Source organism: Clostridium hominis (genome assembly GCF_014287825.1).
GTDB classification, from domain to species: Bacteria; Bacillota; Clostridia; order Clostridiales; family Clostridiaceae; genus Clostridium; species Clostridium hominis.
This window is the reverse complement of sequence record NZ_JACOOO010000047.1, coordinates 39,050-63,872: the sequence shown is the minus strand read 5'-3', so window position 1 is coordinate 63,872 and position 24,823 is coordinate 39,050. Positions and strand designations below refer to the sequence as shown.

Below are 24,823 nucleotides of genomic sequence, written 5' to 3'. Positions count from 1 at the left end.
TCCTGGGCTAGCGGATCTTACCTACATAAATATTCTAACAAACAAAACTTATTATAATACACGGTTTCGGGTGTGTCAACAAATTTTTGAATTTTTTTAATAATAAACTTCTTTTAGAAGCAATCCCTTAGCTGGCACACAGAATCCAGCTAATTTCCTATCCTTTTTTGCTATAATTTCTTCTATATACTGTGGTTTGTTCTTCCCTCTACCTACTTCAATAAGTGTTCCAACTATTATTCTAACCATATTATATAAGAAACCATCACCTGTCACCGAAATTTTTATAATTTCATCTTTTTTTTCTACCTTTAAATCAAAAATTGTTCTTACCGTTCCTTTCACAGAGCTTCCTTGACTTCTAAATGCTATAAAATCATGAGTTCCTACAAAATATTTAGCAGCTTCTTTCATGGCGTCCACGTCTAAGTCATACTTAGGATGATAAGAATAGTTTCTAAGTAAAGCAGAAGGTGCTTCTGTATTTAAAAGATTATATTCATAAGTCTTTCCTTTTGCATTATACCTCGCATGAAAATCATCATTTACCTCTTCTGATTTAATTATAACTATATCATCTGGTAATTTAGTATTTAATGCCTCTCTAAACCTCTTTGGTGGCACAGAGCTATTAGTTTTGAAGTTAGCTACAAAACCTTTTGCATGAACTCCTGCATCGGTTCTAGATGATCCTATAACTTCAATAGTTTCTTTAGTAATAGAAGCAATAGCTACTTCTATTGCTTCTTGTATAGTTATTTTATCTTTTTGTCTTTGCCATCCATAATAATTTGTTCCATCATATTCTATTGTTAGCTTTATATTATTCACATTATCACCTTACTGATTTAATATTACATAGCAAATCTTATTGCAAAACTTGCTATAACTAAAAGTGAGAAAACTCCGAAAGCTATAAAGTCTTTTGATGAGAACTTTAATACCTTCATTCTAGTTCTCCCTGCTCCCCCTCTATAGCATCTTGCCTCCATTGCCATAGCTAACTCATCTGCTCTTCTAAATGAGCTTATAAATAGTGGTACTAATAAAGGTATTAAACTCTTAGCCTTCTGAACTATTCCTCCAGTTTCAAAATCAGCACCTCTTGCCTTTTGCGCTTTCATAATCTTATCAGTTTCATCTATAAGAGTAGGAATAAACCTTAATGCTATTGTCATCATCATAGCAAGCTCGTGAGCTATTTCCTTTCCTATAGGCTTTAATAGTCTTTCTATGCCATCTGTAAGCTCTATAGGTGATGTAGTAAGTGTTAATACGGATGTACCCATTATAAGCAATACTAATCTTGCAGCCATAAATACAGCTGTTCTTATTCCTTCTTCATATATCTTAATAAAACCAAATTCAAATAATAAAGTTCCACCTCTAAGCATAAATATATTTAAAGCTGCAGTTAAAATTATTAAGAAAAATACAGGTTTTAATCCCTTATATAAATATCTCGGTGGGATTTGTGATATATATACTACTAATGCTAAGAAAGCAACAACAAATGCATACCCTATAAATTTATCAATTACAAATAGGCAAACTATAAATAATATTGATAATAATATTTTAGTTCTTGGGTCTAATTTATGAACAAATGAATCGCCAGGTAAATATTGACCTATAGTTATATCCTTAATCATAATTACTTTTCTCCCATATTAGATTTTTTATCATTAACAAATATTTTTAATAACTCTTCTTTTCCTTGTTCCACTGTAAATACTTCATCAGAAACATTAAATCCTCTTCTCTTCAACTCTCTCATTAAGTAAGTTACTTGTGGTACTCCAAGACCTATTTCTTCTAATGTATCTATTTCTTTAAATACATCTTTAGGTTCTCCTTGAAGAGCTACTTTCCCATGATTCATAACTACTATTCTTTTAGCAAGCTTACCAACGTCCTCCATGCTATGGCTAACTAATATTATAGTCATCTTATACTCATCATGTAATTTTTTAATTTGAGCTAAAATATCTTCTCTTCCTTTTGGATCTAATCCAGCTGTAGGCTCATCTAAAATTAAAACCTTAGGTTCCATTGCAATAACACCAGCAATTGCAACTCTTCTTTTTTGCCCACCACTTAATTCAAATGGAGAAACATCTTTATATTTATCATAATCAAGTCCAACCATCTCCATGGCTCTTTTAACTCTTACTAATATCTCCTCTTGACCTAACCCTAAATTAGTAGGTCCAAAGGCTATATCTTTTTCAATTGTTTCTTCAAATAATTGATATTCTGGATATTGAAACACTAATCCAACTTTTTTTCTAATATCAGAAAGCTTGACACCTTTTTCTGTTATATCAATGTCATCAACTATAATCTTTCCACTACTTGGCTCTAATAAGCCGTTTAGGTGTTGTATTAACGTTGATTTTCCTGATCCTGTATGTCCTATTAAAGCAATAAACTCTCCATCTTCTATGTATAAATTAACATCATCTAATGCCTTTTTTTCAAAAGGAGTTTTTGGCATATAGATATGTGTTAAATTCTCTATTTTAATTGACATATCGCGCTCACCATCTCATTCACATTTAAAATTTTAGTATCAATATTTATACCTAATTTTTGTAACTCATAGCATAGTTCTGTTACTTGTGGTACATCCAAACCTATATCTTTCATTTTCTTAACTTGTGAAAATACATCTCTAGGTATTCCTTCTAATATAACTTTTCCGCCATCCATAACAACAACTCTATCAGCTTCAGCAGCTTCATCCATATAGTGAGTTATTAATATTACAGTTATTCCATATTTCTTATTTACTTCTTTTATATTACGTAAAACTTCTTTACGTCCTGATGGGTCTAACATCGCTGTAGGTTCATCAAATATTATACATTTAGGCTTCATAGCTAAAATACCTGCAATGGCTATTCTTTGCTTTTGTCCACCTGATAATAAATGTGGTGCATGCTTTTTATATTCTAGCATACCTACTTTTTCTAAAGCTTCATCAACTCTTTCCCTAATTTCTTCAGGAGGTACTCCTAAATTCTCTGGTCCAAAGGCAACATCTTCTTCTACTATAGTTGCAACTAATTGATTATCTGGATTTTGAAAAACCATTCCTGCTGCAGCTCTTATATCCCATAAATTTTTATCATCTGAAGTATTTAGCCCGTTTACCACCACAGTTCCTTCGCTTGGCAATAATAAAGCATTCATATGCTTTGCTATAGTTGATTTTCCAGATCCATTATGTCCTAATATAACTAGAAATTCTCCTTGCGCTACTTCAAGGTTTACACCATTTATAGCATACTTCGGAGCTTTATCTTCATAATTTTCATATTTAAAAACTAAGTCTTTACACTCAACCATTTTTGTCAATTCAATCCCTCCCTTAGAAAGTAATAATAAATATCATATAAAAACTTTATATTTTTTCCATAAATTAATTATATATCATGTTAAATTATTTACAAGTGTATATACTTTAAGAGAAAAGGTAAAACTTTTATATAATATCTAATTATATACAAAATGGGGATTAAGTATAAACTTAATCCCCTAATATATTATACTAATTCAAGTATAACAACTTCAGCTCCGTCCCCTCTTCTAGGGCCTTTTTTAATCATTCTAGTATATCCACCATTTCTGTCAGCATACTTTGGAGCGATTTCTTCAAATAAAGTTTTAACTACTTCTTCTTCTAAAACGTAAGATAAAACTTGTCTTCTAGCGTGAAGATCTCCTCTTTTAGCAAGAGTGATCATTTTTTCAGCTATACTTCTAGCTTCTTTAGCTCTTGTTTCAGTAGTCTCTATTTTACCATGCTTTAAAAAGCTTGTAACAAGACTTCTTAACATAGCTCTTCTTTGGTCTGTAGAAAGACCTAACTTACGATAACCTGCCATGGAATTTACCTCCTTACTTACTACTCGTCGCTTAGTTTTAAGCTTAAGCCTAATTCCTTAAGCTTTCTTTCAACTTCTTCTAAGGATTTCTTTCCTAGATTTCTAACTTTCATCATGTCGTCCATTGATTTGTTAGCTAATTCTTGAACAGTGTTGATACCAGCTCTCTTTAAACAGTTATATGATCTAACTGAAAGATCTAGTTCTTCAACTGTCATTTCTAGGACTTTTTCCTTCTTATCTTCTTCTTTTTCTATCATAATTTCAACGTCGTTAGTAGCTACTCCTAAAGACATGAATAACTTAAAGTGCTCAATTAGAATCTTAGCTGATAAGCTGATAGCTTCATCAATCTTAATAGTTCCATTAGTCCAGATCTCTAAAGTTAACTTATCGTAGTCAGTAATTTGACCAACTCTTGTATTTTCTACAGTGAAGTTAACTCTCTTTACTGGAGTGTATATAGAATCAACAGCTATTGATGATAATGGAAGTTCATCACTCTTATTTTTATTTTGAGTAACGTATCCTCTACCTCTATTAACAGTTAACTCCATATATAACTTTCCGTTATCGTCTAAAGTTGCAATATGTAGGTCTTTATTCACAACCTCAACGTCTCCATCTGTTTTTATATCTGCACCTGTTACTACTCCAGGTCCTTGAGCATCTATGTAGATAGTCTTTGGACCTTCACCTTCCATTGTTAATGCTAAAGATTTAATGTTTAAGATTAACTCAGTAACATCTTCTTTAACACCTTGTACAGTTGAGAATTCATGTAATACTCCGTCTATTTTAACTGATGTAGTAGCCACACCTGGAAGTGATGATAAAAGTATTCTTCTCATAGCATTTCCAAGTGTTATACCGTAACCTCTTTCAAGTGGTTCTACTACATACTTACCGTAAGTACCATCTTCATTCGATTCTATACACTCGATTATTGGCTTTTCTATTTCTAACATGTACAAACCCTCCTTATATTTAAAATGGCAACCTTATTACGAGGGCAACTGATTCCATACTTAAATCTAAGATATATTTGTCTTAAAACAAATATTAATTTATTATTTGCTGTATAACTCAACGATTAGAGTTTCGTTAACTGGTACGTCAATGTCTTCTCTAGCTGGTTCAGCAACAACTTTACCTTCATAGTTTTCAACGTTAGCTTCTAACCATTTTGGTAATGTTTTTGGATTTTCAACAAATGTCTTGAACTTTTCAGTTCCTCTGCTCTTTTCACAAACAGCAACTACATCATTTACTGAAACTTTGTATGAAGGGATATCTACCTTCTTACCATTTACTAAGAAATGTCCATGAGTAACTAATTGTCTAGCTTCGTTTCTTGAAGCACCATACCCTAGTCTGTAAACAACGTTATCTAGTCTCATTTCTAGTAACTTAAGTAAGTTTTCACCTGTAATACCTTTCATATGATCAGCCTTTTCATAATATGTTCTGAATTGGCTTTCTAAAACTCCGTATATTCTTCTAGCTTTTTGCTTTTCTCTTAATTGAACTCCGTAGTTAGACATCTTCTTCTTAGCTGCGCCATGTTGTCCTGGTGCATAACTTCTTCTTACGAAAGCACATTTATCTGTAAAGCATCTATCTCCTTTAAGGAATAGCTTTTGACCTTCTCTTCTACATAATCTACATGTAGCTCCAGTATATCTTGCCATTCGTTACACCTCCTGTTGAATTTATATAATAACTAGACTCTTCTTCTTTTTGGTGGTCTACATCCGTTGTGTGGAATTGGAGTAACATCTTTAATTAAAGTTACTTCTAATCCAGCAGCTTGTAATGATCTGATAGCTGCTTCTCTACCTGAACCTGGTCCCTTTACGTATACTTCTATACTCTTTAAACCGTGTTCCATAGCTGCTTTAGCTGCAGTTTCTGCTGCCATTTGTGCTGCAAAAGGAGTGCTCTTTCTTGATCCTCTGAAGCCTAATGCACCAGCACTTGACCATGATAAAGCATTTCCAACTGCATCAGTTAAAGTAACTATTGAGTTATTGAAAGTTGATTGAATGTGTGCAGCACCGTGCTCAACATTCTTTCTTTCTTTTCTTCTTCTAGTCTTTTTGACTTGTTTAGCTGCCATGAGTTTCCCTCCTTATTACTTCTTCTTGTTTGCGATAGTCTTCTTAGGACCTTTTCTAGTTCTAGCATTAGTCTTAGTTTTTTGTCCTCTAACTGGAAGACCTTTTCTATGTCTAATTCCTCTATAACATCCGATTTCTACTAATCTCTTAATGTTTAAAGCTGTGTCTCTTCTTAAGTCACCTTCAACTAATAAGTTCTTAATGTAGTTTCTGATTTCATTTACTTCTTCTTCTGAAAGATCCTTAACTCTAGTGTCTGGATTAACTCCAGTAGTAGCTAAAATCTTTTGTGAAGTTGATAAACCTATTCCGTATATATATGTTAGACCTATCTCAACTCTTTTTTCTCTTGGTAGGTCAACACCTGCTATTCTTGCCATTAATTTACACCTCCTGATAATTGAAATGCACTTGTATTTGCTTGTTTTATTTATAATAAATTTTTAGGTCAATAGAAATTTTCCTATTGTCAGCCGTACCTAAAAACTATTTTCATCTAATTTAACGCCTATATAATAATATTGAAATTTCAGTAAAAAGTCAATATATTAATATTTGTAAATACATATGTCTAATACTTAATTATATTAGCCTTGTTTTTGCTTGTGCTTTGGATTTTCACAGATAACCATTACTTTTCCTTTTCTTCTTATAATCTTGCACTTTTCGCAAATAGGCTTAACTGATGGTCTTACTTTCATCGCTAACCCTCCTTGTTATTTATGGTAAACTAATTACTTAGTTTAATTTATTTAGCTCTCCAAGTAATTCTTCCTCTTGTTAGGTCATATGGAGAAAGTTCTATAGTAACCTTATCTCCAGGTAGAATTCTTATGAAGTTCATTCTTAACTTTCCTGATATATGAGCTAGAATCTTATGACCACTCTCTAACTCAACTTGGAACATTGCATTAGGTAAAGCTTCTAAAACTACACCTTGCATTTCTATTACATCATCTTTTGACATAAGGTAATCAACCCTCCTTAACAATGCCTTTTTCTTTTAGAAATTTTTTAATCTTTAAATCAGCACCTCTATCTTGGGATATAACTGATGCTTTAATCTCATCATTTACATCTTCTAAAACAGTAAAATGTTTTAGCTTTTTCTTCTTCGGCATCTGAATAGTTTTAGTCCTTCCGTTACTAAGAAGGTAATAATCATCATTTAACTTTTTAACAATAACATAATAATGATCCTTATCTCTTCCACATATTGAAAGAACAACTTTTCCAATTAAGTCATTGTTTTGCAAATTTTTCACCTCGATGATTACCTTAGCCATAAATTTACAAGCCACCTCTTGGTATCATGCGAATTTATAACTAAGCAACACTTATTTAATCAGTGTCAATATTTCTGGCCCATCTGGTAAAATTACAACAGTGTTTTCGTAGTGAGCTGATAAGCTCTTATCTGCAGTAATAACTGTCCAATCATCACCTGCGGTTTTCACTCTATATGTTCCTATGTTAACCATAGGTTCTATAGCTAGTGCCATACCAGTAACTAACTTGGGACCACGGCCAGGTCTACCAAAGTTAGGAACTTCAGGATCTTCATGAACGGTTCTGCCTATTCCATGACCTACGAAATCTCTTACAACTGAAAAACCATTAGCCTCTACATGTTTTTGTATATTATGAGAAATATCAGATAGCCTATTTCCAATTACAGCAGCTTCAACTCCTTTGAAGAAAGATTCTTCAGTTACAGTTATAAGCCTTCTTGCTTCTTCGGAAATTTCACCAACAGCAAATGTTCTTGCTGCATCACCATGAAATCCATTTATTTCAGCTCCACAGTCAACGCTGATAATATCTCCATCTTTTAATACATAACCTCCTGGTATTCCATGAACTACTTGCTCATTAACCGATATACATAGTGAAGCAGGAAATCCATAGAGCCCTTTAAATGAAGGTTTTGCCCCATGCTTAGTTATAAATTCTTCTGCTATTCTATCCAGTTCAGCAGTAGTTACTCCTGGTTTAACCTTTTTTTCAACAAGTAATAAAGTTTCAGCAACGATTTTTCCTGCCTGTCTCATTAGGTCAATTTCTTTTTCAGTCTTAATAATTATCATTATTTAACACTTCCTAATATACTACAGATACTCTCAAAAACTTCGTTTATAGCTTTAGTTCCATCTACTGTTGATAATAAGTTTTTATTATTATAAAAATCAATCAGTGGTTGTGTTTGTCTTTCGTAGACCTCTAGTCTTTCACTAACTGTCTCTTCAGTATCATCTTTTCTTTGTACTATATCACTTCCGCAAACATCGCACACACCAGCTTTAGTTGGTGGATTGAACTTTACATGATAGCTAGCTCCACAAGATGGACATACCCTTCTTCCTGTCATTCTTTCAAGAATAAAACTGCTAGGTACTTCTATTGAAAGAGCAGTATCTAACTTTTCATTTCTATCTGCTAAAAACCCTTCAAGAGCTTCTGCTTGAGCAACAGTTCTTGGAAAACCATCTAATAGATATCCATTTTTACAGTCTTCCCAAGTAAGTCTATCCTTAACCATATTAATAGTTACTTCATCTGGAACTAATTGTCCTTTATCAATGTAACCTTTTGCTTCTATCCCTAATGGGGTTCCTTCAGAAATGTTCTTTCTAAAGATATCCCCAGTAGAAATATGTGGTATAGAATATCTATTACTAATTGATTTTGCCTGTGTTCCTTTTCCAGCCCCAGGAGGACCTAATAATACTATCTTCACGGGCATCATCTCCATTATTAATCTATTTTAAGAATCCTTGATAGTGTCTCATTACTAATTGTGAATCAAGTTGTCTAGAGAAATCTAATCCAACTCCGATTAAAATTAATACAGATGTTCCACCAAATTGAATTCCTTTGAATGCTGTATAGTTATTAACTAACGTTGGTAATACTGCTAAAATCGCTGCAAATATTCCTCCGATTAAAGATACTTTAGTAAGTAACTTTTCAAAATACTTCTCTGTTGGAGCTCCCGGTCTAACACCTGGAACAAATCCAGCAGATTTATGAAGATTTTCAGCCATTTCATCTGGTTTAAAAGTGATTTGAGTATAGAACCAAGTAAAGAATATAGTGAACGCAGCATAGAATACTGGATACATCCATGTTTCTTTATTGAATATACTATATGGACTATGTAAAATCCATGTTGACCAACTCTTACCAGGGAAGAAATTAGCTATTGTCTCAGGGAACATCATTACTGACATTGCAAAGATTATAGCAATAACTGCTGATCCTATAATGCTTAGTGGAATATGTGTAGATTGCCCTTTCATAACTTTGCTTCCAACAGCTTTACCAGCATATTGTACAGGCACTCTTCTCTCTGCTAATGAGAAGAAAATAGTTATTGTTAGTAGTGCAATTGCAGCTACTAGGAATAAGGTAATTTCAACTATTCCTACTTGACCAGCTTCCTTTAATGTAAATAATGACATTAAAGTCATTGGTAATTGAGATACGATATTGACAAATATTAATATTGATACCCCGTTACCGAATCCTCTTTGAGTTATTTGATCTCCAAGCCACATACAGAATGTAGATCCAACTACTAAGGAAATTAATACTACTGCTTTTTCAGCAGTGTTTAATCCAGTAGCAGCACCTTGAGAAGATATCATAGTGAATATTCCCATTGCTAAAACGAATCCTATTCCTATTGATAAATATCTAGTGATACTTTGTATCTTCTTTCTACCATCCTCACCTTCTTTAGAAAGTTGTTCTAATGAAGGAATTGCAATTGTTAATAATTGCACTATGATTGAAGCATTAATATATGGAGAAACTGCTAAAGCAAATATGCTAAAGTTTTTTAAAGCTCCTCCTGATATCAAGTTATAAAAACTTAATAATCCTCCAGATTCAGTTACTTGTGTCAAATATGATGTGTCAATCCCAGGAACAGGAATATGTATCCCTATCCTGAAAATTGCTACTAAAAATATCGTCCATAAAAATTTCTTTCTTAATTCGGGAACCTTCCAGGCATTACGTAGGGTTGATAGCATATTAAATCACCTCAACTTTTCCTCCGGCTGCTTCGATTTTCTCTGCCGCTTGTTTAGAGAATTTACATCCCTTAACAGTTAGGCTCTTTTCTATAGTTCCGTTACCTAATATCTTAACTCCGTCTAGAACCTTAGATACTACTCTAGTTTCTAATAATAATTCAGGAGTTACTTCTGTACCATTTTCAAATATGTTTAATCTATCAACGTTGATAGAAACGTACTTTTTAGCGAAGATATTTGTGAATCCTCTCTTAGGAAGTCTTCTGTATAAAGGCATTTGACCACCTTCAAAACCAGGTCTTACTCCACCACCTGATCTAGCGTTTTGTCCTTTTTCACCTTTACCAGCGTTTCTTCCTAAACCTGAACCAGTACCTCTACCAACTCTTTTAGGAGCTTTTTTGCTTCCAGCTGCTGGTTTTAATTCATGAAGTTTCATATCTTAGTGCACCTCCTCGTTCTTATACTTCTTCTACTTTTAATAAGTAGTCAACTTTGTTGATCATACCTCTGATTTGAGGAGTATCCTCATGCTCTACAGTCTTGTTGATTTTTCTTAGACCAAGGGCATTTGCAGTAGCGATATGGTCTTTCTTTCTTCCGATTAAGCTCTTAACTAAAGTAACCTTTATCTTTGCCATTGCTTATACCTCCTAACCTAAAATTTCCTCAACAGTTTTGCCTCTTAACTTAGCTATATCTTCAGCTGTTCTTAAGCTTGCTAAACCATTGATTGTAGCATTTACCATGTTTCTTGGATTGTTTGAACCTAAAGACTTAGCTCTAACATCCTTTAATCCTGCTAATTCAAGGACAGCTCTTGCTGGACCTCCAGCGATAACTCCTGTACCTTCTTTAGCTGGCATTATTAGAACTTTACCAGTTCCAAATTTTCCATATATTTCGTGAGGAACTGTTGTTCCAACTATAGCAACGCTAACCATGTTTTTCTTAGCGTCTTCGATACCTTTTTTAATTGCTTCTGGGATTTCGATTGACTTACCCATTCCTACGCCTACGTGTCCGTTTTCGTCACCGACAACAACTAAAGCGCTGAATCTGAAGTTTCTACCACCCTTAACAACCTTAGTAACTCTGTTTATAAAAACAACCTTTTCCTTAAGGTCTAGTGTGCTAGGATCGATTCTCATTGATTTCCCTCCTTGTTTTATTAGAATTTTAAGCCTGCTTCTCTAGCGCTATCAGCTAATACTTGAACTCTTCCGTGATATACGTATCCACCTCTGTCAAATACAACTTCAGTTATACCCTTATCTACAGCTCTCTTAGCGATTAATTCACCAACAAGCTTTGCAGCTTCTTTATTTCCACCAACTTTTAAGTTTAAATCCTTATCTAAAGTTGAAGCAGATACTAAAGTAACAGCATTTACATCATCTATAATTTGAGCGTATATATTCTTTTCACTTCTATATACTGAAAGTCTTGGTCTTTCAGGAGTACCAGAAACTTTCTTACGTACTCTAAGGTGACGCTTTACTCTATTTGAATTTTTGTCTACCTTTTTAAACATACGGTTCACTCCTTTCTATTATTTCTTACCAGTCTTACCTTCTTTACGTCTGATAACTTCGCCTTCAAACTTAATACCTTTACCCTTATATGGTTCTGGCTTTCTCCATTTTCTTATATCAGCTGCAACAGCTCCAACTACTTGTTTATCTATACCAGATATAACTACTTTAGTAGCTGCTGGAGTTTCGAAAGTTATCCCTTCAACTGCCTTTATTTCAACTGGATGTGAGAATCCTAAGTTCATTACTAAGTTTTTACCTTGTAATTGAGCTCTGTAACCAACACCAACTAATTCTAGAGTCTTTTGGAATCCTTTTTCAACTCCTATAATCATGTTGTTGATTAAAGCTCTAGTTAATCCATGAAGAGCTCTATGCTCTTTTACATCGCTAGGTCTAGTTACAACAACTTGGTTGTCTTCAACTGCAATATTAATGTCTTTAGCCATAGTTTTAACTAATTCACCTTTTGGTCCTTTAACAGTTACTACGTTACCTTCAGCAACAGTTACAGTTACACCAGCAGGGATAGCTATTGGTAATCTACCTACTCTTGACATAATCGCACCTCCTATTTTACTTGTTAGATATATATGTTAATCTAGTTAATTTCTCTTTTTGTTTTAGAAACTACCAAACGTAGCAAAGAACTTCTCCGCCTAATCCCATTTTTCTAGCTTCTCTATCAACTACTATTCCTTTAGAAGTTGATATAACAGCAACTCCTAGTCCGTTAAGAACTCTTGGAACTTCGTCTTTCTTACAGTAAACTCTTAAACCTGGTTTAGATATTCTCTTTATACCAGTTATAACTCTCTCTTTGTTTGAGCCATATTTAAGAGCTATTCTCATCATTGGAACTACACCGTCATTATATTCTTCAATATTTTTGATGTATCCCTCTTGTAATAATATATTTGCAACAGCCTTCTTTACGTTTGAAGAAGGTACTTCTACAACTTCGTGTTTCACAGAGTTTGCATTTCTAATACGAGTTAGTAAATCTGCGATAGGATCTGTCATAACCATTTAATTTGCCTCCTTTCACTGGTTCAAGTCTACCAACTTGCTTTTCTACATCCTGGGATTTCACCCTTGTAAGCAAGTTCTCTAAAGCATATACGACAAATACCAAATTTTCTTAGTACTGCATGTGGTCTTCCACATATTCTGCATCTTGTATAAGCTCTTGTTGTGTATTTAGGTGTTTTGCTCCACTTTTCAATAATAGCTTTACGTGCCACAGTTTTCCCTCCTTATTTTTGAGCGAATGGCATTCCAAGGAATCTTAATAATTCTCTTGCTTCTTCGTCAGTGTTTGCACTAGTAACGAAGATTATATCCATTCCTCTAACTTTATCGATTTTATCGTACTCTATTTCTGGGAATATTAATTGCTCTTTAATTCCTAATGAATAGTTTCCTCTACCATCGAAAGCCTTATCTGAAACTCCTCTGAAGTCTCTAACTCTTGGAAGAGCTATTGACACTAATTTGTCAGCAAATTCAAACATTTTAGTTCCTCTTAATGTTACTTTGCATCCTAATGCCATGTTTTCTCTTATCTTAAAGTTTGCAACTGATTTCTTCGCTCTAGTTAAGATTGGCTTTTGACCAGTGATTAAAGTTAAATCTGCAACAGCTGATTCTAAAACCTTTTGGTTATCTTTAGCCTCTCCAACTCCCATGTTTATAACTATTTTTTCAAGCTTTGGAACTTCCATAATATTTTTATATCCGAACTTTTCAATCATCGCTTGAACTACTTCATTTTTGTACTTTTCTTGAAGTCTTGGTGTCATTATAAGTACCTCCTTTCAAATTCTAGAATGTTTCTCCGCACTTCTTACAAACTCTAACCTTAGTACCATCTTCTAAGATTTTGTTGCTAATTCTTGTAGCATTTTTGCATTTTGTGCAGTATAACATAACTTTTGAGCTGAATATAGCTCCCTCTTTTTCAATTATACCACCTTGAGCATTTGCTCTTGTTGGCTTTTGGTGTTTCTTTACTATGTTAACTCCTTGAACAAGAACCTTTCCTGTCTTTGGATATACCTTTAAAACTTCACCAGTCTTTCCAGCATCTTTACCAGAAATAACTACTACTGTGTCGTTCTTTCTAACGTGTAACTTCAAATTAGCCACCTCCTTATTATAGAACTTCTGGTGCTAATGATAATATTTTATTGAATTCTTTATCTCTTAGCTCCCTAGCAACAGGCCCGAAGATACGAGTTCCTCTTGGTTGCTTATCGTCTTTTATTATAACTGCTGCGTTTTCATCAAATTTGATGTATGAACCGTCAGCTCTTCTTAATCCTCTTACTGATCTAACTATAACAGCCTTTACAACGTCACCTTTTTTAACAACTCCGCCTGGTGTTGCACTTTTAACGCTAGCAACTATTATATCTCCAATGTTACCGAACTTTCTTTTTGATCCGCCTAGAACTCTGATACACATAATTTCTTTTGCACCTGAGTTATCTGCTACCTTTAGTAAGGTTTGTTGTTGTATCATTGAATTTTACCCTCCTTTCAGTCTTTAAAGCCTATTTAGCCTTTTCAACTATTTCAACAAGTCTCCATCTCTTATCTTTAGATAATGGTCTAGTTTCCATTATTAATACTCTATCATTAATTCTTGCTTCATTATTTTCATCATGAGCCTTAAATTTAGTAGTTCTGTTTACTGTTTTCCCGTAAAGTGGATGTCTTACTTTAGTTTCAACAGCAACAACGATAGTCTTATCCATTTTGTCAGATACAACTCTACCGATTCTCTTTTTTCTTAATCCTCTTTCCATTAGGGGCTACCTCCTTCCAGATTTACTGTTCAAATGCCCTGATCTCTTCTTCTCTTATGATGGTTTTGATTTGGGCTATAGATTTCTTCACTTCTTTTATTCTCATAGGATTTTCTAATTGACCTGTAGCTAATTGGAATCTTAAATTGAATAATTCAGCTTTAAGGTCGTTTAATTTAACCTTTAAATCTTGAGGATTATTTGCTCTTAATTCTTTTAACTCTCTAGCCTTCATTATTCTTCACCACCCATTTCCTCAAAATCTCTTCTTGTAACGAACTTACACTTTACAGGAAGTTTGTGTGATGCAAGTCTCATTGCTTCTCTTGCAACTTCTTCGTTAACTCCTGATAATTCAAATAATACTCTACCAGGTTTAACTACAGCTACCCAATATTCTGGTGAACCTTTACCAGAACCCATTCTTGTTTCAGCTGGTTTTTCAGTAACTGGCTTATCTGGGAATACTTTTATCCAAAGTTTTCCACCTCTTCTAATGTATCTATTTATAGCAATTCTGGCAGACTCAATTTGATTGCTTGTAATCCAACCACAGTTTTGCGCTTGTATACCGAAATCTCCGTATGCAAGGAAATTACCTCTAGTTGCCTTACCTTTCATTCTACCACGTTGTACCTTACGATGCTTTACTCTTTTAGGCATTAACATGACTTATTCCTCCTTTCTTATGCGTTAACTTCTTCCTTCTTTTCAACTTTTTTAGTTGGAAGAACTTCTCCATTATAAACCCAAACTTTAACTCCGATTTTTCCGTATGTTGTATCTGCTTCAGCAAATCCATAATCGATATCAGCTCTTAATGTTTGTAGTGGAATTGTTCCTTCATGATATTGTTCAGTTCTAGCGATTTCAGCTCCGCCTAATCTTCCTGAACAAGCAGTCTTAACACCCTTAGCTCCTAATCTCATAGCTCTTTGGATGCTTTGCTTCATAGCTCTTCTGAAAGATACTCTCTTTTCTAATTGAGCAGCTATATTTTCAGCTACTAATTGAGCATTAGCTTCTGCATTCTTAACTTCAACGATGTTGATTAAGATATTCTTTCCGTTTACTAATTTTGCAACCTTAGCTTTTAAAGCTTCGATTCCAGATCCACCTTTACCAATAACTACGCCTGGTTTAGCAGTATATATATTTAACTTAACTCTCTTTGCTGCTCTTTCGATTTCTATCTTAGAAATACCAGCTGAGAAAAGTTCCTTCTTTACGAATTCTCTTATTTTGTTATCTTCGATTAAGTTGTCTGCAAATGTCTTCTTATCAGCGTACCACTTTGCATCCCAACCTTTGATAACTCCTACTCTAAGTCCGTGAGGATGTACTTTTTGACCCACTTGTTTTCCCTCCTTCTTTATTAAGCTCTTTCTTTAACTACTACTGTAATATGACTTGTTCTTTTGTTGATTCTGAATGCTTTACCGTGATCCATTGGTCTGAATCTCTTTAATGTTGGACCAGCACCTACGAATGTTTCTGCAACATATAAGTTTTCAACGTTTAAGTCATGATTGTTCTCTGCGTTTGCAACAGCTGATTTTAAAACTTTGTTTATAGCAACTGCAGCATCCTTTGGAGTATATTGTAAAATAGCGAAAGCTTCGTTAACACTCTTTCCTCTTATTAAATCAAGAACAACTCCTACTTTCATCGGAGATATTCTAACGTATTTAGCTATAGCTCTAGCTTCCATTTATGTTCCTCCTTTCTGAGATTACTTTCTCTTTCTTGATGCTTTCTCGTCGTAATCGTGTCCTTTATAAGTTCTAGTAAGAACGAATTCTCCTAACTTATGTCCAACCATATCTTCTGAAACATAAACTGGAACGTGTTTTCTTCCATCGTGAACAGCGATTGTATGACCGATCATTTGTGGGAATATTGTTGAACTTCTTGACCAAGTTTTAACAACTTTCTTCTCACCATTAGCGTTCATTTCTTCTATTTTCTTTAAAAGTCCTTCGTGTACGAAAGGCCCTTTTTTAATTGATCTACTCACTATTTTTGCCTCCCTTCATAATCTCTAGGCTTAGCAAACCTCGAAGAGAATTAAAATTCTCTTCAATTACTTGCTTTTTCTTCTCTTAATTATAAATCTATCAGAATATTTCTTATTCTTTCTAGTCTTGTATCCAAGAGCTGGTTTACCCCAAGGAGTAACTGGACTTGGTCTACCGATTGGTGATCTACCTTCACCACCACCATGAGGGTGATCGCAAGGGTTCATTACAGAACCTCTAACTGTAGGTCTCCATCCCATATGTCTCTTTCTACCAGCTTTACCAATGTTGATGATATCGTTAGTAGTGTTAGAAACTGTTCCGATTGTAGCTCTACATTCGATTCTTACATATCTCATTTCACCTGATGGTAATCTTAATGTAGCATAGTTGCCTTCCTTAGCCATTAATTGAGCTGAAGTACCAGCAGATCTTACCATTTGACCACCTTTACCAGCTTGTAATTCGATATTGTGAATTACTGTACCAACTGGCATGTGCTTTAATTGAAGACAGTTACCTGTTTTGATATCTGCTTCTGGTCCAGATACAATAGTATCTCCAACCTTTAATCCTACTGGAGCAAGTATGTATCTCTTTTCTCCATCAGCATATACAACTAACGCAATGTAAGCTGTTCTATTTGGATCGTATTCTATAGTAGCAACTTTTGCTGGAATACCATCCTTATTTCTCTTGAAATCTATTATTCTGTATTTTCTCTTAGCTCCACCACCGTGGTGTCTTACAGTTATTTTACCTTGAGCATTTCTACCACCAGTTTTCTTTAAAGAAACAAGAAGTGATTTCTCTGGGCTATTTGTAGTTATTTCTTCAAAAGTAGCCATAGTCATTTCTCTTCTTGATGGTGTAGTAGGTCTAAACTTTTTAACTGCCATGCTAATTCCCTCCTTCTTTAAGCTTCTCTGGCTTGCTGCCAATACTACGCTTTTCTAATTATTGCATTCCTTCAAAGAATTCAATAGCTTTACTATCTTGAGCTAAAGTAACGATAGCTTTCTTTTGGTCAGCTCTCTTACCAACATGTACGCCCATTCTCTTAGTTTTTCCCATAGTTCTGATTGTTTGAACTTTTTCAACTTTAACGCCGAAAATTTCTTCACAAGCTCTTTTAATTTGAACTTTGTTAGCATTCATATGAACTATGAAAGTGTACTTCTTTTCTGCCATAGCAGTCATAGATTTTTCAGTTATAACAGGCTTTCTTATTATATCGTGGCTTGTTAACTTCATTATGCGTACACCTCCTCAATCTTTGTTACGGCATCCTTAGTTACCATTACTGTTGGATACTTTAATAAATCATAAACATTGATGTTGTTAACAGGTAATACTGCTACCCCCTCAATATTTCTAGCAGATTTATAAACATTTTCGTTAGATTCAGCAGTTATTATTAATGTTTTCTTAGCTTCAAAAGCTTTTAACATATTAACAACTTGCTTTGTCTTTGGTGCTTCGAAATCTAAGCTTTCTAAAACTACCATTTCGTTGTTTTGAACCTTGCTAGTTAATGCTGATACCATAGCAACTCTTTTCATGCTCTTTGGTATTGACATTCTGTAATCTCTTGGCTTTGGTGCGAATACAACTCCACCTTTGATCCATTGTGGTGCTCTGATTGAACCTTGTCTTGCTCTACCAGTTCCCTTTTGTCTCCAAGGCTTGATTCCGCCTCCTCTAACCTCAGCTCTAGTTTTAGCTGATTGAGTTCCTTGTCTCTTGTTAGCTAATAATGCAACAACTACTTGATGCATTGCAGCTTCGTTCACTTCTACTGCGAATACTTTATCATTTAATTGGATATCTCCAACTTGCTTTGCTTCTTTGTTAAATAATCCTACTGTAGGCATCCTATTTCCTCCTTTCTACAGAATTAAGCTTTAACAGCGTTTCTTATTACTACTGTGCTCTTGTTTGCACCAGGGATACCACCCTTTATTAGTATTAAGTTCTTTTCTGGGATAACTCTAACCACTTCTAAGTTCATTACTGTAGTGTTAACAGCACCCATGTGTCCTGGCATATTCTTGTTTTTGAATGTTTTTGATGGATCTGATGAAGCTCCCATAGAACCTACTGCTCTGTGGAACTTAGAACCGTGTGACATTGGTCCTCTGTTAGCATTCCATCTCTTGATAACCCCTTGGAATCCCTTACCTTTAGAAACTCCAGAAACGTCTACTTTTTCACCAGCAGCGAAAACGTCAGCCTTTATTTCTTGACCTACTTCGTATTCGTTAACGTTATCTAATCTAAACTCTTTTAATTTTCTTCTTAAAGAAACTCCTGCTTTAGCGAAATGACCTTTAACTGGCTTATTCACTAACTTTTCTCTAACTTCACCGAAACCTACTTGTATTGCTTCATAACCATCCTTTTCGATAGTCTTCTTTTGAACAACAACACATGGGCCAGCTTCTACTACAGTTACAGGAACAACCTTACCATTCTCATCGAATATTTGAGTCATACCTATTTTCTTACCGATTATAGCTTTTTTCATGTATTTACACCTCCTAAACGTATTAGCGGATTGCTTAGCAATCATAACCGTTCAACTTTTTGTTTAAATATTAATTATAGCTTTATTTCGATATCCACACCAGCTGGTAAGTTTAATCTCATTAAAGCATCAACAGTTTTTGGTGATGGATTAACGATGTCGATTAATCTCTTGTGTGTTCTGATTTCGAATTGTTCTCTTGAATCTTTGTATTTGTGAACAGCTCTTAAGATTGTTATTACATCTTTCTCAGTTGGTAGTGGTACTGGACCTACAACCTTTGCACCTGTAGTCTTTGCTGTTTCAACGATTTTCTCAGCTGATTGATCTAATATTGTATGATCAAAAGCCTTTAATCTGATTCTTATTTTTTGTTTTGACATTCTGGTTTCCCTCCTTTTCATGTACGCTTTACTTCTAACGCACAACAGTGATAGTTCTGTAAACTGTTCCTGGTGTTTCATATGATAAAACACGAAACTTACCACTGTCGTTGGATTCTAGATCCTAACTTGCTCCTCAAGAATAACCCGGAAGTCCGACAACCTCTTGATTCATCGCGTCATATTACACAACTTCTTCATTATACTATGTTTACATATCTTTATCAAGACTTTTTTCATTGTTTTTTCATCGTTTTTATTAGATTATTAAGTAAATAATTTCTGTGTTTTTTCTCAATTTGCAATTAATATTCTATAATGATTTTTAATTTTTATCAATAGTTATTTGAATGTAATTTTAACCTTTTTTAGTTTGCCTTTTTTAATTTTTCCCTAAATCTCTTATGTTAAACATTATCATTATAAAAAATTTTTTTTAAAATAAAAAAAGAGTAAGGGCGTCCCCTTACTCTTTTTATTAAAGTCATGACATTTATATAGCGCTCTTATTTAAATTAATTTTAGAATTTATACTTTTTTAATCAGTTTAATATTAAGCGATTATTGAAGTAACAACTCCTGAACCTACAGTTCTTCCACCTTCTCTGATTGCGAATCTTAAACCTTCGTCCATAGCAACTTCAGTTATTAATTCAACGTTCATATCGATGTGGTCTCCAGGCATAACCATTTCCATACCTTCTGGTAATTTGATTGATCCTGTAACGTCTGTTGTTCTGAAGTAGAATTGTGGTCTGTATCCATCGAAGAATGGAGTATGTCTTCCACCTTCTTCTTTCTTAAGTACGTATACTTGACCTACGAACTTGCTGTGTGGATTTACTGATCCAACTTTTGCTAATACTTGACCTCTTTCGATGTCAGTTCTTTGAACACCTCTTAATAATGCTCCGATGTTGTCTCCAGCTTGAGCTTCATCTAGTAACTTTCTGAACATTTCTATTCCTGTTACTACTACTTTTCTCTTTTCTTCCATTAATCCTACGATTTCAACTTCGTCTGATACGTGAAGAACTCCTCTTTCAACTCTTCCTGTTGCAACTGTTCCTCTACCAGTGATTGTAAATACGTCTTCTACTGGCATTAAGAATGGCTTATCTGTTGCTCTTTCTGGTGTTGGGATGTAGCTGTCTACAGCATCCATTAATTCCATGATACAAGCTGTTGCTTCTGCATCTGTTGGGTTTTCTAATGCTCTTAAAGCTGATCCTTTAATTACTGGAATGTCATCTCCTGGGAATTCATACTCAGAAAGTAATTCTCTAACTTCCATTTCAACTAATTCTAATAATTCTTCGTCGTCAACCATATCTGCTTTGTTTAAGAATACAACGATGTATTCAACACCAACTCTTGAAGCTAGTAGTATGTGCTCTCTTGTTTGAGGCATTGGACCATCTGCTGCTGAACAAACTAAGATTGCTCCATCCATTTGTGCTGCACCAGTGATCATGTTCTTAACATAGTCAGCATGTCCTGGACAGTCAACGTGAGCGTAGTGTCTGTTTTCTGTTTCATACTCAACGTGTGAAGTATTGATTGTGATTCCTCTTTCTTTTTCTTCTGGAGCTTTATCGATTGCTGCGTAATCGAACGCTTCAGCGAATCCCTTCTTTGATAATACAGTAGTGATTGCTGCTGTTAATGTAGTCTTACCGTGGTCTACGTGACCGATTGTTCCGATATTAACGTGTGGTTTACTTCTTTCGAATTTTTGCTTTGCCATTTGAAATTCCTCCTTATGGAAATAAAATTTTTACTCAACAGAATATTTACTCTGTTATGTTTTAAATTTTACAATTATTTAAATTAATTATTTTTTAGTTTATATTTAATATTTATGATGAAGCCCATAATCTAATTATGAACAACATCATAAAAAATTATTACATATTATTTAGATCTTTTTCCAGCTACTTCTTCTTGAATGCTCTTTGGAACTTCTTCATAGTGATCGAATACCATTGAGTAGTTACCTCTACCTTGAGATCTAGATCTTAAAGTAGTTGCATATCCGAACATTTCTGCTAGTGGAACGTATGCTCTTATAACTTGAGCTCCATTAACAGCTTCCATTCCTTCCATTCTACCTCTTCTTGAGTTGATGTCACCAATAACATCTCCCATGTACTCTTCAGGAACAGTTACTTCAACCTTCATCATTGGTTCAAGTAATACTGGACTTGCTTTTTGCATAGCGTTCTTGAACGCCATAGAACCAGCAATTTTGAATGCCATTTCTGATGAGTCAACTTCATGGTAAGAACCGTGTACTAACTTAACTTTGAAGTTTATAACTTCGTATCCAGCTATTATACCGTTCTTAGAAGCTTCTTGGATACCAGCATCAATTGCAGGAATGTATTCTCTTGGAACAGCTCCTCCAACGATAGCATTTTCAAATACGTATTCTCCTTCAGTTGGTTCCATTTCAATTACAGCGTGACCGTATTGACCCTTACCACCTGATTGCTTAGCGTACTTAGCTTCAGCTTTAACAGCAGATCTAATAGTTTCTTTGTAAGCAACTTGAGGAGCTCCTACGTTACATTCAACTTTGAATTCTCTTTGAAGTCTATCAACGATGATATCTAAGTGTAATTCACCCATACCAGCGATAATTGTTTGACCTGTTTCTTGATCAGTCCAAGTTTTGAAAGTTGGATCCTCTTCAGCTAACTTAGATAAAGCTAATCCCATCTTTTCTTGACCAGCTTTTGTCTTTGGCTCGATAGCTACAGATATAACTGGTTCTGGGAATTCCATAGATTCAAGTATGATTGGTGAGTTTTCATCACATAAAGTATCACCAGTTGTAGTGTTCTTTAATCCGATTACCGCTCCTAATTCACCTGCTTCTAAAGATTCAACTTCTTCTCTTGTATTAGCATGCATTTTAACTAGTCTTCCGATTCTTTCTTTCTTACCCTTTGTAGAGTTAAGAACATATGAACCACTGTTCATTGTACCAGAATAAATTCTTGTGAATGCAAGCTTTCCAACGAATGGGTCAGTAGCAATTTTGAACGCTAAAGCAGCCATTGGAGCCTCATCTGAAGCTTCTCTTGAATCTTCTTCACCTTCTAAGCTAGTTCCTTGGATAGCTGGGATATCTAATGGAGATGGTAAGTAAGCAACAACCCCATTAATCATTTCTTGAACACCTTTGTTCTTATATGAAGAACCACAGATACATGGAACTATTTCGTTAGCTATAGTAGCTTTTCTTAAAGCAGCATGTAACTCTTCTTCAGTTATTTCTTCACCTTCAAGGTACTTTTCCATTAATTCTTCATCAGTTTCAGCGATTGCTTCAATCATAGCCATTCTATACTCTTCAGCTTGATCAGCTAAATCTGCAGGAATTTCTTCTATTCTTACATCTGTACCTAAATCATCATAAGTTATGATAGCATGATTAGCTATTAAGTCAATCATACCTCTGAAGTCAGCTTCAGCACCTACTGGTATTTGTATTGGAACTGCATTTGCTTTTAATCTATCTCTTACAGTGTTTATACATCTGAAGAAGTCAGCACCTGTAGCATCCATCTTATTAACATAAATCATTCTTGGAACACCGTACTTGTCTGCCTGTCTCCAAACAGTCTCAGTTTGAGGTTCAACCCCACTCTTAGCGTCAAGTACTGTAACAGCTCCGTCAAGAACTCTTAATGATCTCTCAACCTCAACTGTAAAATCTACGTGTCCTGGGGTATCAATGATGTTTAATTCATGACCTTCCCAGAAACAAGTTGTTGCTGCAGAAGTAATTGTTATACCTCTTTCTTGCTCTTGAACCATCCAGTCCATTTGTGAAGCACCCTCATGTGTTTCACCGATTTTGTGAGTTTTTCCTGTATAGAATAATATACGCTCAGTAGTTGTAGTCTTACCAGCATCTATATGAGCCATTATTCCGAAGTTACGGAATTTATCTAATGGATATTTTCTAGCCATTTTATGTCCTCCTCTCAATGAGTAATTTTATATTCGACAAAACTGTTTTGGCACAAGCCAAAACAGTTTTGTATTAGTATCTGTAGTGAGCGAATGCTTTGTTTGCTTCTGCCATCTTATGAGTATCTTCTCTCTTCTTAACAGCAGCGCCAGTATTGTTAGCTGCATCTAATAATTCTCCAGCTAATCTTTCAGCCATAACTTTTTCGCCTCTTTTTCTAGCTGCAGCTAAAATCCATCTTAAACCTAAAGTTTGTCTTCTTTCAGGTCTAACTTCTATTGGAACTTGGTAGTTAGCACCACCTATTCTTCTAGCTTTAACTTCTAATAAAGGCATTACATTGTTCATAGCTTCTTCGAATACTTCTAAAGCATCTTTGCCTGTTTTTTGCGCCATTATTTCAAACGCTTCGTAGCATATCTTTTGTGCTACTCCTTTTTTACCATCTTCCATAACGTTGTTTATTAACTTAGTAACAACTTTTGAGTTATACATTGGATCTGGTAATACATCTCTTTTAGCGATAAATCCTTTTCTTGGCACTTTTCTTCCCTCCTTAACAATTTTAAATTTAAGTTCATCGGTACTCGGTAAAGTCTTACCCTACCGCAAAGTGCTTCGCTTCTTACATTTATATAAACCATATGTATTGCTATCTATAGTGTATAATCAATGCCGAAGATAAGCACCATTTTAGTTTAAGAAACTATTTTTTCTTAGGTCTCTTAGCACCGTATTTAGATCTTCCTTGCATTCTGTTAGCTACTCCAGCACAGTCAAGTGCTCCTCTAACGATATGGTATCTAACACCAGGAAGGTCCTTAACTCTTCCACCTCTTATAAGAACAACGCTGTGCTCTTGTAAGTTGTGTCCTACACCACCGATGTAAGCAGTAACTTCGAATCCGTTTGTAAGTCTTACTCTTGCAATTTTTCTTAAAGCTGAGTTAGGCTTCTTTGGAGTAGTAGTTTTTACAACAGTACAAACTCCTCTTCTTTGTGGACACTCGTTAAGTGCTGGTGCTGTAGATTTGTTAACAACAGTTTTTCTACCTTTTCTTACTAATTGGCTTATAGTTGGCATTTTGTCACCTCCTGAAATTTATTTATCTATATTAAATAAGATAAACGCATATTAATCCTTAAGTACTAATGTAGCAGCTGATTTAACATCAATACCACTCATTTTCCCTAGTTCCTTCATAGTAGAAATCTCTACTATCTCTACGTTATTCTCTTTAGCAAGCTCTATTAAAGGTAATACAAGCTTACTAATTGCATCTTTAGCTACATATAAAACATTGCCGTTTTTAATGAGTTTTTGACATTGTTTTACGCCTATGACTTTCTTTCCTACAATTTTGTCTAACATGAAATCCCCCCTCATTATAAAGTTCATAGAGACATTTGCATGTCTCTATGAATCATGCAGACATTTATCTTGTAGTGTAGCTTTTTAAAAATCACACAATTGGTATTTTATCATTTAAGCATACACATGTCAATAAATTTACATTG

Annotated in this window: 41 protein-coding genes; all 41 read right to left on the bottom strand. The window is 34.6% G+C overall.

Annotated features, from left to right (window positions below; genetic code table 11):
- Window positions 1-96 precede the first annotated feature (96 nt).
- The gene (truA, locus tag H8S20_RS18960) at window positions 97-831 is read right to left on the bottom strand and encodes a tRNA pseudouridine(38-40) synthase TruA (protein WP_186861065.1); all 735 of its coding nucleotides are present in this window, start codon (window positions 829-831) and stop codon (window positions 97-99) included.
- A 23-nt stretch (window positions 832-854) separates the two neighbouring features.
- Window positions 855-1,652 carry an energy-coupling factor transporter transmembrane component T family protein gene (locus H8S20_RS18955; protein ID WP_186861064.1) on the bottom strand — a complete coding sequence of 266 codons (798 nt, stop codon included), beginning with the start codon at window positions 1,650-1,652 and terminating at the stop codon, window positions 855-857.
- Between the two features lie 2 nt (window positions 1,653-1,654).
- Window positions 1,655-2,533, bottom strand: coding sequence for an energy-coupling factor transporter ATPase (locus H8S20_RS18950; protein WP_186861063.1), 879 nt, complete (start codon window positions 2,531-2,533; stop codon window positions 1,655-1,657).
- Window positions 2,518-3,351, bottom strand: a complete 834-nt coding sequence (locus H8S20_RS18945; RefSeq protein WP_186861143.1) for an energy-coupling factor transporter ATPase — start codon at window positions 3,349-3,351, stop codon at window positions 2,518-2,520. Before H8S20_RS18945 ends, H8S20_RS18950 begins: the two co-directional genes overlap by 16 nt.
- A 197-nt stretch (window positions 3,352-3,548) precedes the next feature.
- The gene (gene rplQ / locus H8S20_RS18940) at window positions 3,549-3,890 is read right to left on the bottom strand and encodes a 50S ribosomal protein L17 (protein ID WP_032117049.1); all 342 of its coding nucleotides are present in this window, start codon (window positions 3,888-3,890) and stop codon (window positions 3,549-3,551) included.
- A 20-nt stretch (window positions 3,891-3,910) separates the two neighbouring features.
- Window positions 3,911-4,858, bottom strand: coding sequence for a DNA-directed RNA polymerase subunit alpha (locus H8S20_RS18935; RefSeq protein WP_032117048.1), 948 nt, complete (start codon window positions 4,856-4,858; stop codon window positions 3,911-3,913).
- 102 nt (window positions 4,859-4,960) lie between these two features.
- On the bottom strand, window positions 4,961-5,581 hold the full coding sequence (rpsD, locus tag H8S20_RS18930) for a 30S ribosomal protein S4 (RefSeq protein ID WP_032117047.1): 621 nt from the start codon (window positions 5,579-5,581) through the stop codon (window positions 4,961-4,963).
- Window positions 5,582-5,613: 32 nt separating this feature from the next.
- Window positions 5,614-6,009, bottom strand: a complete 396-nt coding sequence (gene rpsK, locus H8S20_RS18925; RefSeq protein WP_032117046.1) for a 30S ribosomal protein S11 — start codon at window positions 6,007-6,009, stop codon at window positions 5,614-5,616.
- Between the two features lie 15 nt (window positions 6,010-6,024).
- On the bottom strand, window positions 6,025-6,390 hold the full coding sequence (gene rpsM, locus H8S20_RS18920; RefSeq protein ID WP_032117045.1) for a 30S ribosomal protein S13: 366 nt from the start codon (window positions 6,388-6,390) through the stop codon (window positions 6,025-6,027).
- Window positions 6,391-6,597: 207 nt separating this feature from the next.
- On the bottom strand, window positions 6,598-6,711 hold the full coding sequence (rpmJ, locus tag H8S20_RS18915; RefSeq protein WP_016205879.1) for a 50S ribosomal protein L36: 114 nt from the start codon (window positions 6,709-6,711) through the stop codon (window positions 6,598-6,600).
- A 47-nt stretch (window positions 6,712-6,758) separates the two neighbouring features.
- Window positions 6,759-6,977 (bottom strand): translation initiation factor IF-1, encoded by a 219-nt coding sequence (infA, locus tag H8S20_RS18910; protein ID WP_005212092.1) that lies wholly within the window; start codon window positions 6,975-6,977, stop codon window positions 6,759-6,761.
- 7 nt (window positions 6,978-6,984) lie between these two features.
- Entirely contained in the window at window positions 6,985-7,296 is a 312-nt protein-coding gene (locus H8S20_RS18905) for a KOW domain-containing RNA-binding protein (protein WP_051986726.1), read from the bottom strand.
- A 51-nt stretch (window positions 7,297-7,347) separates the two neighbouring features.
- Entirely contained in the window at window positions 7,348-8,097 is a 750-nt protein-coding gene (gene map / locus H8S20_RS18900; RefSeq protein WP_032117044.1) for a type I methionyl aminopeptidase, read from the bottom strand.
- Window positions 8,097-8,747 carry an adenylate kinase gene (locus tag H8S20_RS18895; RefSeq protein WP_032117043.1) on the bottom strand — a complete coding sequence of 217 codons (651 nt, stop codon included), beginning with the start codon at window positions 8,745-8,747 and terminating at the stop codon, window positions 8,097-8,099. The genes map and H8S20_RS18895 overlap by 1 nt, the downstream gene beginning before the upstream one ends.
- A 22-nt stretch (window positions 8,748-8,769) precedes the next feature.
- Entirely contained in the window at window positions 8,770-10,047 is a 1,278-nt protein-coding gene (secY, locus tag H8S20_RS18890) for a preprotein translocase subunit SecY (RefSeq protein WP_032117042.1), read from the bottom strand.
- A 1-nt stretch (window position 10,048) separates the two neighbouring features.
- Window positions 10,049-10,489 carry a 50S ribosomal protein L15 gene (gene rplO / locus H8S20_RS18885; RefSeq protein ID WP_032117041.1) on the bottom strand — a complete coding sequence of 147 codons (441 nt, stop codon included), beginning with the start codon at window positions 10,487-10,489 and terminating at the stop codon, window positions 10,049-10,051.
- Window positions 10,490-10,511: 22 nt separating this feature from the next.
- Window positions 10,512-10,691, bottom strand: coding sequence for a 50S ribosomal protein L30 (gene rpmD, locus H8S20_RS18880; RefSeq protein ID WP_005212077.1), 180 nt, complete (start codon window positions 10,689-10,691; stop codon window positions 10,512-10,514).
- Window positions 10,692-10,703: 12 nt separating this feature from the next.
- The gene (rpsE, locus tag H8S20_RS18875) at window positions 10,704-11,201 is read right to left on the bottom strand and encodes a 30S ribosomal protein S5 (protein WP_032117040.1); all 498 of its coding nucleotides are present in this window, start codon (window positions 11,199-11,201) and stop codon (window positions 10,704-10,706) included.
- A gap of 20 nt (window positions 11,202-11,221) precedes the next feature.
- Entirely contained in the window at window positions 11,222-11,584 is a 363-nt protein-coding gene (gene rplR / locus H8S20_RS18870; protein WP_032117039.1) for a 50S ribosomal protein L18, read from the bottom strand.
- 18 nt (window positions 11,585-11,602) lie between these two features.
- Complete coding sequence (gene rplF, locus H8S20_RS18865) at window positions 11,603-12,145, bottom strand: 50S ribosomal protein L6 (protein ID WP_032117038.1); 543 nt, start codon at window positions 12,143-12,145, stop codon at window positions 11,603-11,605.
- Between the two features lie 70 nt (window positions 12,146-12,215).
- Entirely contained in the window at window positions 12,216-12,614 is a 399-nt protein-coding gene (gene rpsH / locus H8S20_RS18860) for a 30S ribosomal protein S8 (protein WP_032117037.1), read from the bottom strand.
- Window positions 12,615-12,643: 29 nt separating this feature from the next.
- Window positions 12,644-12,829 carry a type Z 30S ribosomal protein S14 gene (locus tag H8S20_RS18855; protein ID WP_032117036.1) on the bottom strand — a complete coding sequence of 62 codons (186 nt, stop codon included), beginning with the start codon at window positions 12,827-12,829 and terminating at the stop codon, window positions 12,644-12,646.
- Between the two features lie 12 nt (window positions 12,830-12,841).
- Complete coding sequence (gene rplE / locus H8S20_RS18850; RefSeq protein WP_032117035.1) at window positions 12,842-13,387, bottom strand: 50S ribosomal protein L5; 546 nt, start codon at window positions 13,385-13,387, stop codon at window positions 12,842-12,844.
- 22 nt (window positions 13,388-13,409) lie between these two features.
- On the bottom strand, window positions 13,410-13,724 hold the full coding sequence (gene rplX / locus H8S20_RS18845; protein ID WP_032117034.1) for a 50S ribosomal protein L24: 315 nt from the start codon (window positions 13,722-13,724) through the stop codon (window positions 13,410-13,412).
- Between the two features lie 16 nt (window positions 13,725-13,740).
- Entirely contained in the window at window positions 13,741-14,109 is a 369-nt protein-coding gene (rplN, locus tag H8S20_RS18840; RefSeq protein ID WP_021876949.1) for a 50S ribosomal protein L14, read from the bottom strand.
- A gap of 31 nt (window positions 14,110-14,140) precedes the next feature.
- The gene (gene rpsQ / locus H8S20_RS18835) at window positions 14,141-14,395 is read right to left on the bottom strand and encodes a 30S ribosomal protein S17 (protein WP_032117033.1); all 255 of its coding nucleotides are present in this window, start codon (window positions 14,393-14,395) and stop codon (window positions 14,141-14,143) included.
- A 22-nt stretch (window positions 14,396-14,417) separates the two neighbouring features.
- Window positions 14,418-14,630: a 50S ribosomal protein L29 gene (rpmC, locus tag H8S20_RS18830; RefSeq protein WP_032117032.1), complete on the bottom strand. Its 213-nt coding sequence runs from the start codon at window positions 14,628-14,630 to the stop codon at window positions 14,418-14,420.
- On the bottom strand, window positions 14,630-15,064 hold the full coding sequence (gene rplP / locus H8S20_RS18825) for a 50S ribosomal protein L16 (protein ID WP_032117031.1): 435 nt from the start codon (window positions 15,062-15,064) through the stop codon (window positions 14,630-14,632). The genes rpmC and rplP overlap by 1 nt, the downstream gene beginning before the upstream one ends.
- Before the next feature lie 17 nt (window positions 15,065-15,081).
- The gene (rpsC, locus tag H8S20_RS18820) at window positions 15,082-15,750 is read right to left on the bottom strand and encodes a 30S ribosomal protein S3 (protein WP_032117030.1); all 669 of its coding nucleotides are present in this window, start codon (window positions 15,748-15,750) and stop codon (window positions 15,082-15,084) included.
- A gap of 20 nt (window positions 15,751-15,770) precedes the next feature.
- Complete coding sequence (gene rplV / locus H8S20_RS18815; RefSeq protein ID WP_032117029.1) at window positions 15,771-16,106, bottom strand: 50S ribosomal protein L22; 336 nt, start codon at window positions 16,104-16,106, stop codon at window positions 15,771-15,773.
- A 21-nt stretch (window positions 16,107-16,127) separates the two neighbouring features.
- On the bottom strand, window positions 16,128-16,412 hold the full coding sequence (rpsS, locus tag H8S20_RS18810) for a 30S ribosomal protein S19 (RefSeq protein WP_032117028.1): 285 nt from the start codon (window positions 16,410-16,412) through the stop codon (window positions 16,128-16,130).
- Window positions 16,413-16,478: 66 nt separating this feature from the next.
- The gene (gene rplB, locus H8S20_RS18805) at window positions 16,479-17,312 is read right to left on the bottom strand and encodes a 50S ribosomal protein L2 (protein ID WP_032117027.1); all 834 of its coding nucleotides are present in this window, start codon (window positions 17,310-17,312) and stop codon (window positions 16,479-16,481) included.
- Between the two features lie 58 nt (window positions 17,313-17,370).
- Window positions 17,371-17,667: a 50S ribosomal protein L23 gene (rplW, locus tag H8S20_RS18800; protein WP_032117026.1), complete on the bottom strand. Its 297-nt coding sequence runs from the start codon at window positions 17,665-17,667 to the stop codon at window positions 17,371-17,373.
- The gene (gene rplD, locus H8S20_RS18795) at window positions 17,667-18,287 is read right to left on the bottom strand and encodes a 50S ribosomal protein L4 (RefSeq protein WP_032117025.1); all 621 of its coding nucleotides are present in this window, start codon (window positions 18,285-18,287) and stop codon (window positions 17,667-17,669) included. Before rplD ends, rplW begins: the two co-directional genes overlap by 1 nt.
- A 23-nt stretch (window positions 18,288-18,310) precedes the next feature.
- Window positions 18,311-18,940 (bottom strand): 50S ribosomal protein L3, encoded by a 630-nt coding sequence (gene rplC / locus H8S20_RS18790; RefSeq protein ID WP_032117024.1) that lies wholly within the window; start codon window positions 18,938-18,940, stop codon window positions 18,311-18,313.
- 74 nt (window positions 18,941-19,014) lie between these two features.
- A complete protein-coding gene (gene rpsJ / locus H8S20_RS18785; protein WP_032117023.1) occupies window positions 19,015-19,323 on the bottom strand; it encodes a 30S ribosomal protein S10 in 309 nt (102 codons plus the stop codon).
- Between the two features lie 553 nt (window positions 19,324-19,876).
- Window positions 19,877-21,070 (bottom strand): elongation factor Tu, encoded by a 1,194-nt coding sequence (gene tuf / locus H8S20_RS18780; RefSeq protein ID WP_032117007.1) that lies wholly within the window; start codon window positions 21,068-21,070, stop codon window positions 19,877-19,879.
- A gap of 167 nt (window positions 21,071-21,237) precedes the next feature.
- Window positions 21,238-23,304, bottom strand: coding sequence for an elongation factor G (gene fusA, locus H8S20_RS18775; protein ID WP_032117020.1), 2,067 nt, complete (start codon window positions 23,302-23,304; stop codon window positions 21,238-21,240).
- A gap of 73 nt (window positions 23,305-23,377) precedes the next feature.
- Entirely contained in the window at window positions 23,378-23,848 is a 471-nt protein-coding gene (gene rpsG, locus H8S20_RS18770; protein WP_032117019.1) for a 30S ribosomal protein S7, read from the bottom strand.
- Between the two features lie 163 nt (window positions 23,849-24,011).
- Complete coding sequence (rpsL, locus tag H8S20_RS18765; RefSeq protein ID WP_032117018.1) at window positions 24,012-24,389, bottom strand: 30S ribosomal protein S12; 378 nt, start codon at window positions 24,387-24,389, stop codon at window positions 24,012-24,014.
- Between the two features lie 51 nt (window positions 24,390-24,440).
- A complete protein-coding gene (locus H8S20_RS18760; protein WP_186861062.1) occupies window positions 24,441-24,677 on the bottom strand; it encodes a ribosomal L7Ae/L30e/S12e/Gadd45 family protein in 237 nt (78 codons plus the stop codon).
- Window positions 24,678-24,823: the final 146 nt, after the last annotated feature.

Coding starts and splice junctions, on each gene's coding strand:
- H8S20_RS18955 (WP_186861064.1), bottom strand. CDS start 1,652: ATGATTAAGGATATAACTATAGGTCAATATTTACCTGGCGATTCATTT.
- H8S20_RS18950 (WP_186861063.1), bottom strand. CDS start 2,533: ATGTCAATTAAAATAGAGAATTTAACACATATCTATATGCCAAAAACT.
- H8S20_RS18945 (WP_186861143.1), bottom strand. CDS start 3,351: ATGGTTGAGTGTAAAGACTTAGTTTTTAAATATGAAAATTATGAAGAT.
- rplQ (WP_032117049.1), bottom strand. CDS start 3,890: ATGGCAGGTTATCGTAAGTTAGGTCTTTCTACAGACCAAAGAAGAGCT.
- H8S20_RS18935 (WP_032117048.1), bottom strand. CDS start 4,858: ATGTTAGAAATAGAAAAGCCAATAATCGAGTGTATAGAATCGAATGAA.
- rpsD (WP_032117047.1), bottom strand. CDS start 5,581: ATGGCAAGATATACTGGAGCTACATGTAGATTATGTAGAAGAGAAGGT.
- rpsK (WP_032117046.1), bottom strand. CDS start 6,009: ATGGCAGCTAAACAAGTCAAAAAGACTAGAAGAAGAAAAGAAAGAAAG.
- rpsM (WP_032117045.1), bottom strand. CDS start 6,390: ATGGCAAGAATAGCAGGTGTTGACCTACCAAGAGAAAAAAGAGTTGAG.
- rpmJ (WP_016205879.1), bottom strand. CDS start 6,711: ATGAAAGTAAGACCATCAGTTAAGCCTATTTGCGAAAAGTGCAAGATT.
- infA (WP_005212092.1), bottom strand. CDS start 6,977: ATGTCAAAAGATGATGTAATAGAAATGCAAGGTGTAGTTTTAGAAGCT.
- H8S20_RS18905 (WP_051986726.1), bottom strand. CDS start 7,296: ATGGCTAAGGTAATCATCGAGGTGAAAAATTTGCAAAACAATGACTTA.
- map (WP_032117044.1), bottom strand. CDS start 8,097: ATGATAATTATTAAGACTGAAAAAGAAATTGACCTAATGAGACAGGCA.
- secY (WP_032117042.1), bottom strand. CDS start 10,047: ATGCTATCAACCCTACGTAATGCCTGGAAGGTTCCCGAATTAAGAAAG.
- rplO (WP_032117041.1), bottom strand. CDS start 10,489: ATGAAACTTCATGAATTAAAACCAGCAGCTGGAAGCAAAAAAGCTCCT.
- rpmD (WP_005212077.1), bottom strand. CDS start 10,691: ATGGCAAAGATAAAGGTTACTTTAGTTAAGAGCTTAATCGGAAGAAAG.
- rpsE (WP_032117040.1), bottom strand. CDS start 11,201: ATGAGAATCGATCCTAGCACACTAGACCTTAAGGAAAAGGTTGTTTTT.
- rplR (WP_032117039.1), bottom strand. CDS start 11,584: ATGTTTAAAAAGGTAGACAAAAATTCAAATAGAGTAAAGCGTCACCTT.
- rplF (WP_032117038.1), bottom strand. CDS start 12,145: ATGTCAAGAGTAGGTAGATTACCAATAGCTATCCCTGCTGGTGTAACT.
- rpsH (WP_032117037.1), bottom strand. CDS start 12,614: ATGGTTATGACAGATCCTATCGCAGATTTACTAACTCGTATTAGAAAT.
- rplE (WP_032117035.1), bottom strand. CDS start 13,387: ATGACACCAAGACTTCAAGAAAAGTACAAAAATGAAGTAGTTCAAGCG.
- rplN (WP_021876949.1), bottom strand. CDS start 14,109: ATGATACAACAACAAACCTTACTAAAGGTAGCAGATAACTCAGGTGCA.
- rpsQ (WP_032117033.1), bottom strand. CDS start 14,395: ATGGAAAGAGGATTAAGAAAAAAGAGAATCGGTAGAGTTGTATCTGAC.
- rpmC (WP_032117032.1), bottom strand. CDS start 14,630: ATGAAGGCTAGAGAGTTAAAAGAATTAAGAGCAAATAATCCTCAAGAT.
- rplP (WP_032117031.1), bottom strand. CDS start 15,064: ATGTTAATGCCTAAAAGAGTAAAGCATCGTAAGGTACAACGTGGTAGA.
- rplV (WP_032117029.1), bottom strand. CDS start 16,106: ATGGAAGCTAGAGCTATAGCTAAATACGTTAGAATATCTCCGATGAAA.
- rplB (WP_032117027.1), bottom strand. CDS start 17,312: ATGGCAGTTAAAAAGTTTAGACCTACTACACCATCAAGAAGAGAAATG.
- rplW (WP_032117026.1), bottom strand. CDS start 17,667: ATGAAGTTAACAAGCCACGATATAATAAGAAAGCCTGTTATAACTGAA.
- rplD (WP_032117025.1), bottom strand. CDS start 18,287: ATGCCTACAGTAGGATTATTTAACAAAGAAGCAAAGCAAGTTGGAGAT.
- rplC (WP_032117024.1), bottom strand. CDS start 18,940: ATGAAAAAAGCTATAATCGGTAAGAAAATAGGTATGACTCAAATATTC.
- rpsJ (WP_032117023.1), bottom strand. CDS start 19,323: ATGTCAAAACAAAAAATAAGAATCAGATTAAAGGCTTTTGATCATACA.
- tuf (WP_032117007.1), bottom strand. CDS start 21,070: ATGGCAAAGCAAAAATTCGAAAGAAGTAAACCACACGTTAATATCGGA.
- fusA (WP_032117020.1), bottom strand. CDS start 23,304: ATGGCTAGAAAATATCCATTAGATAAATTCCGTAACTTCGGAATAATG.
- rpsL (WP_032117018.1), bottom strand. CDS start 24,389: ATGCCAACTATAAGCCAATTAGTAAGAAAAGGTAGAAAAACTGTTGTT.
- H8S20_RS18760 (WP_186861062.1), bottom strand. CDS start 24,677: ATGTTAGACAAAATTGTAGGAAAGAAAGTCATAGGCGTAAAACAATGT.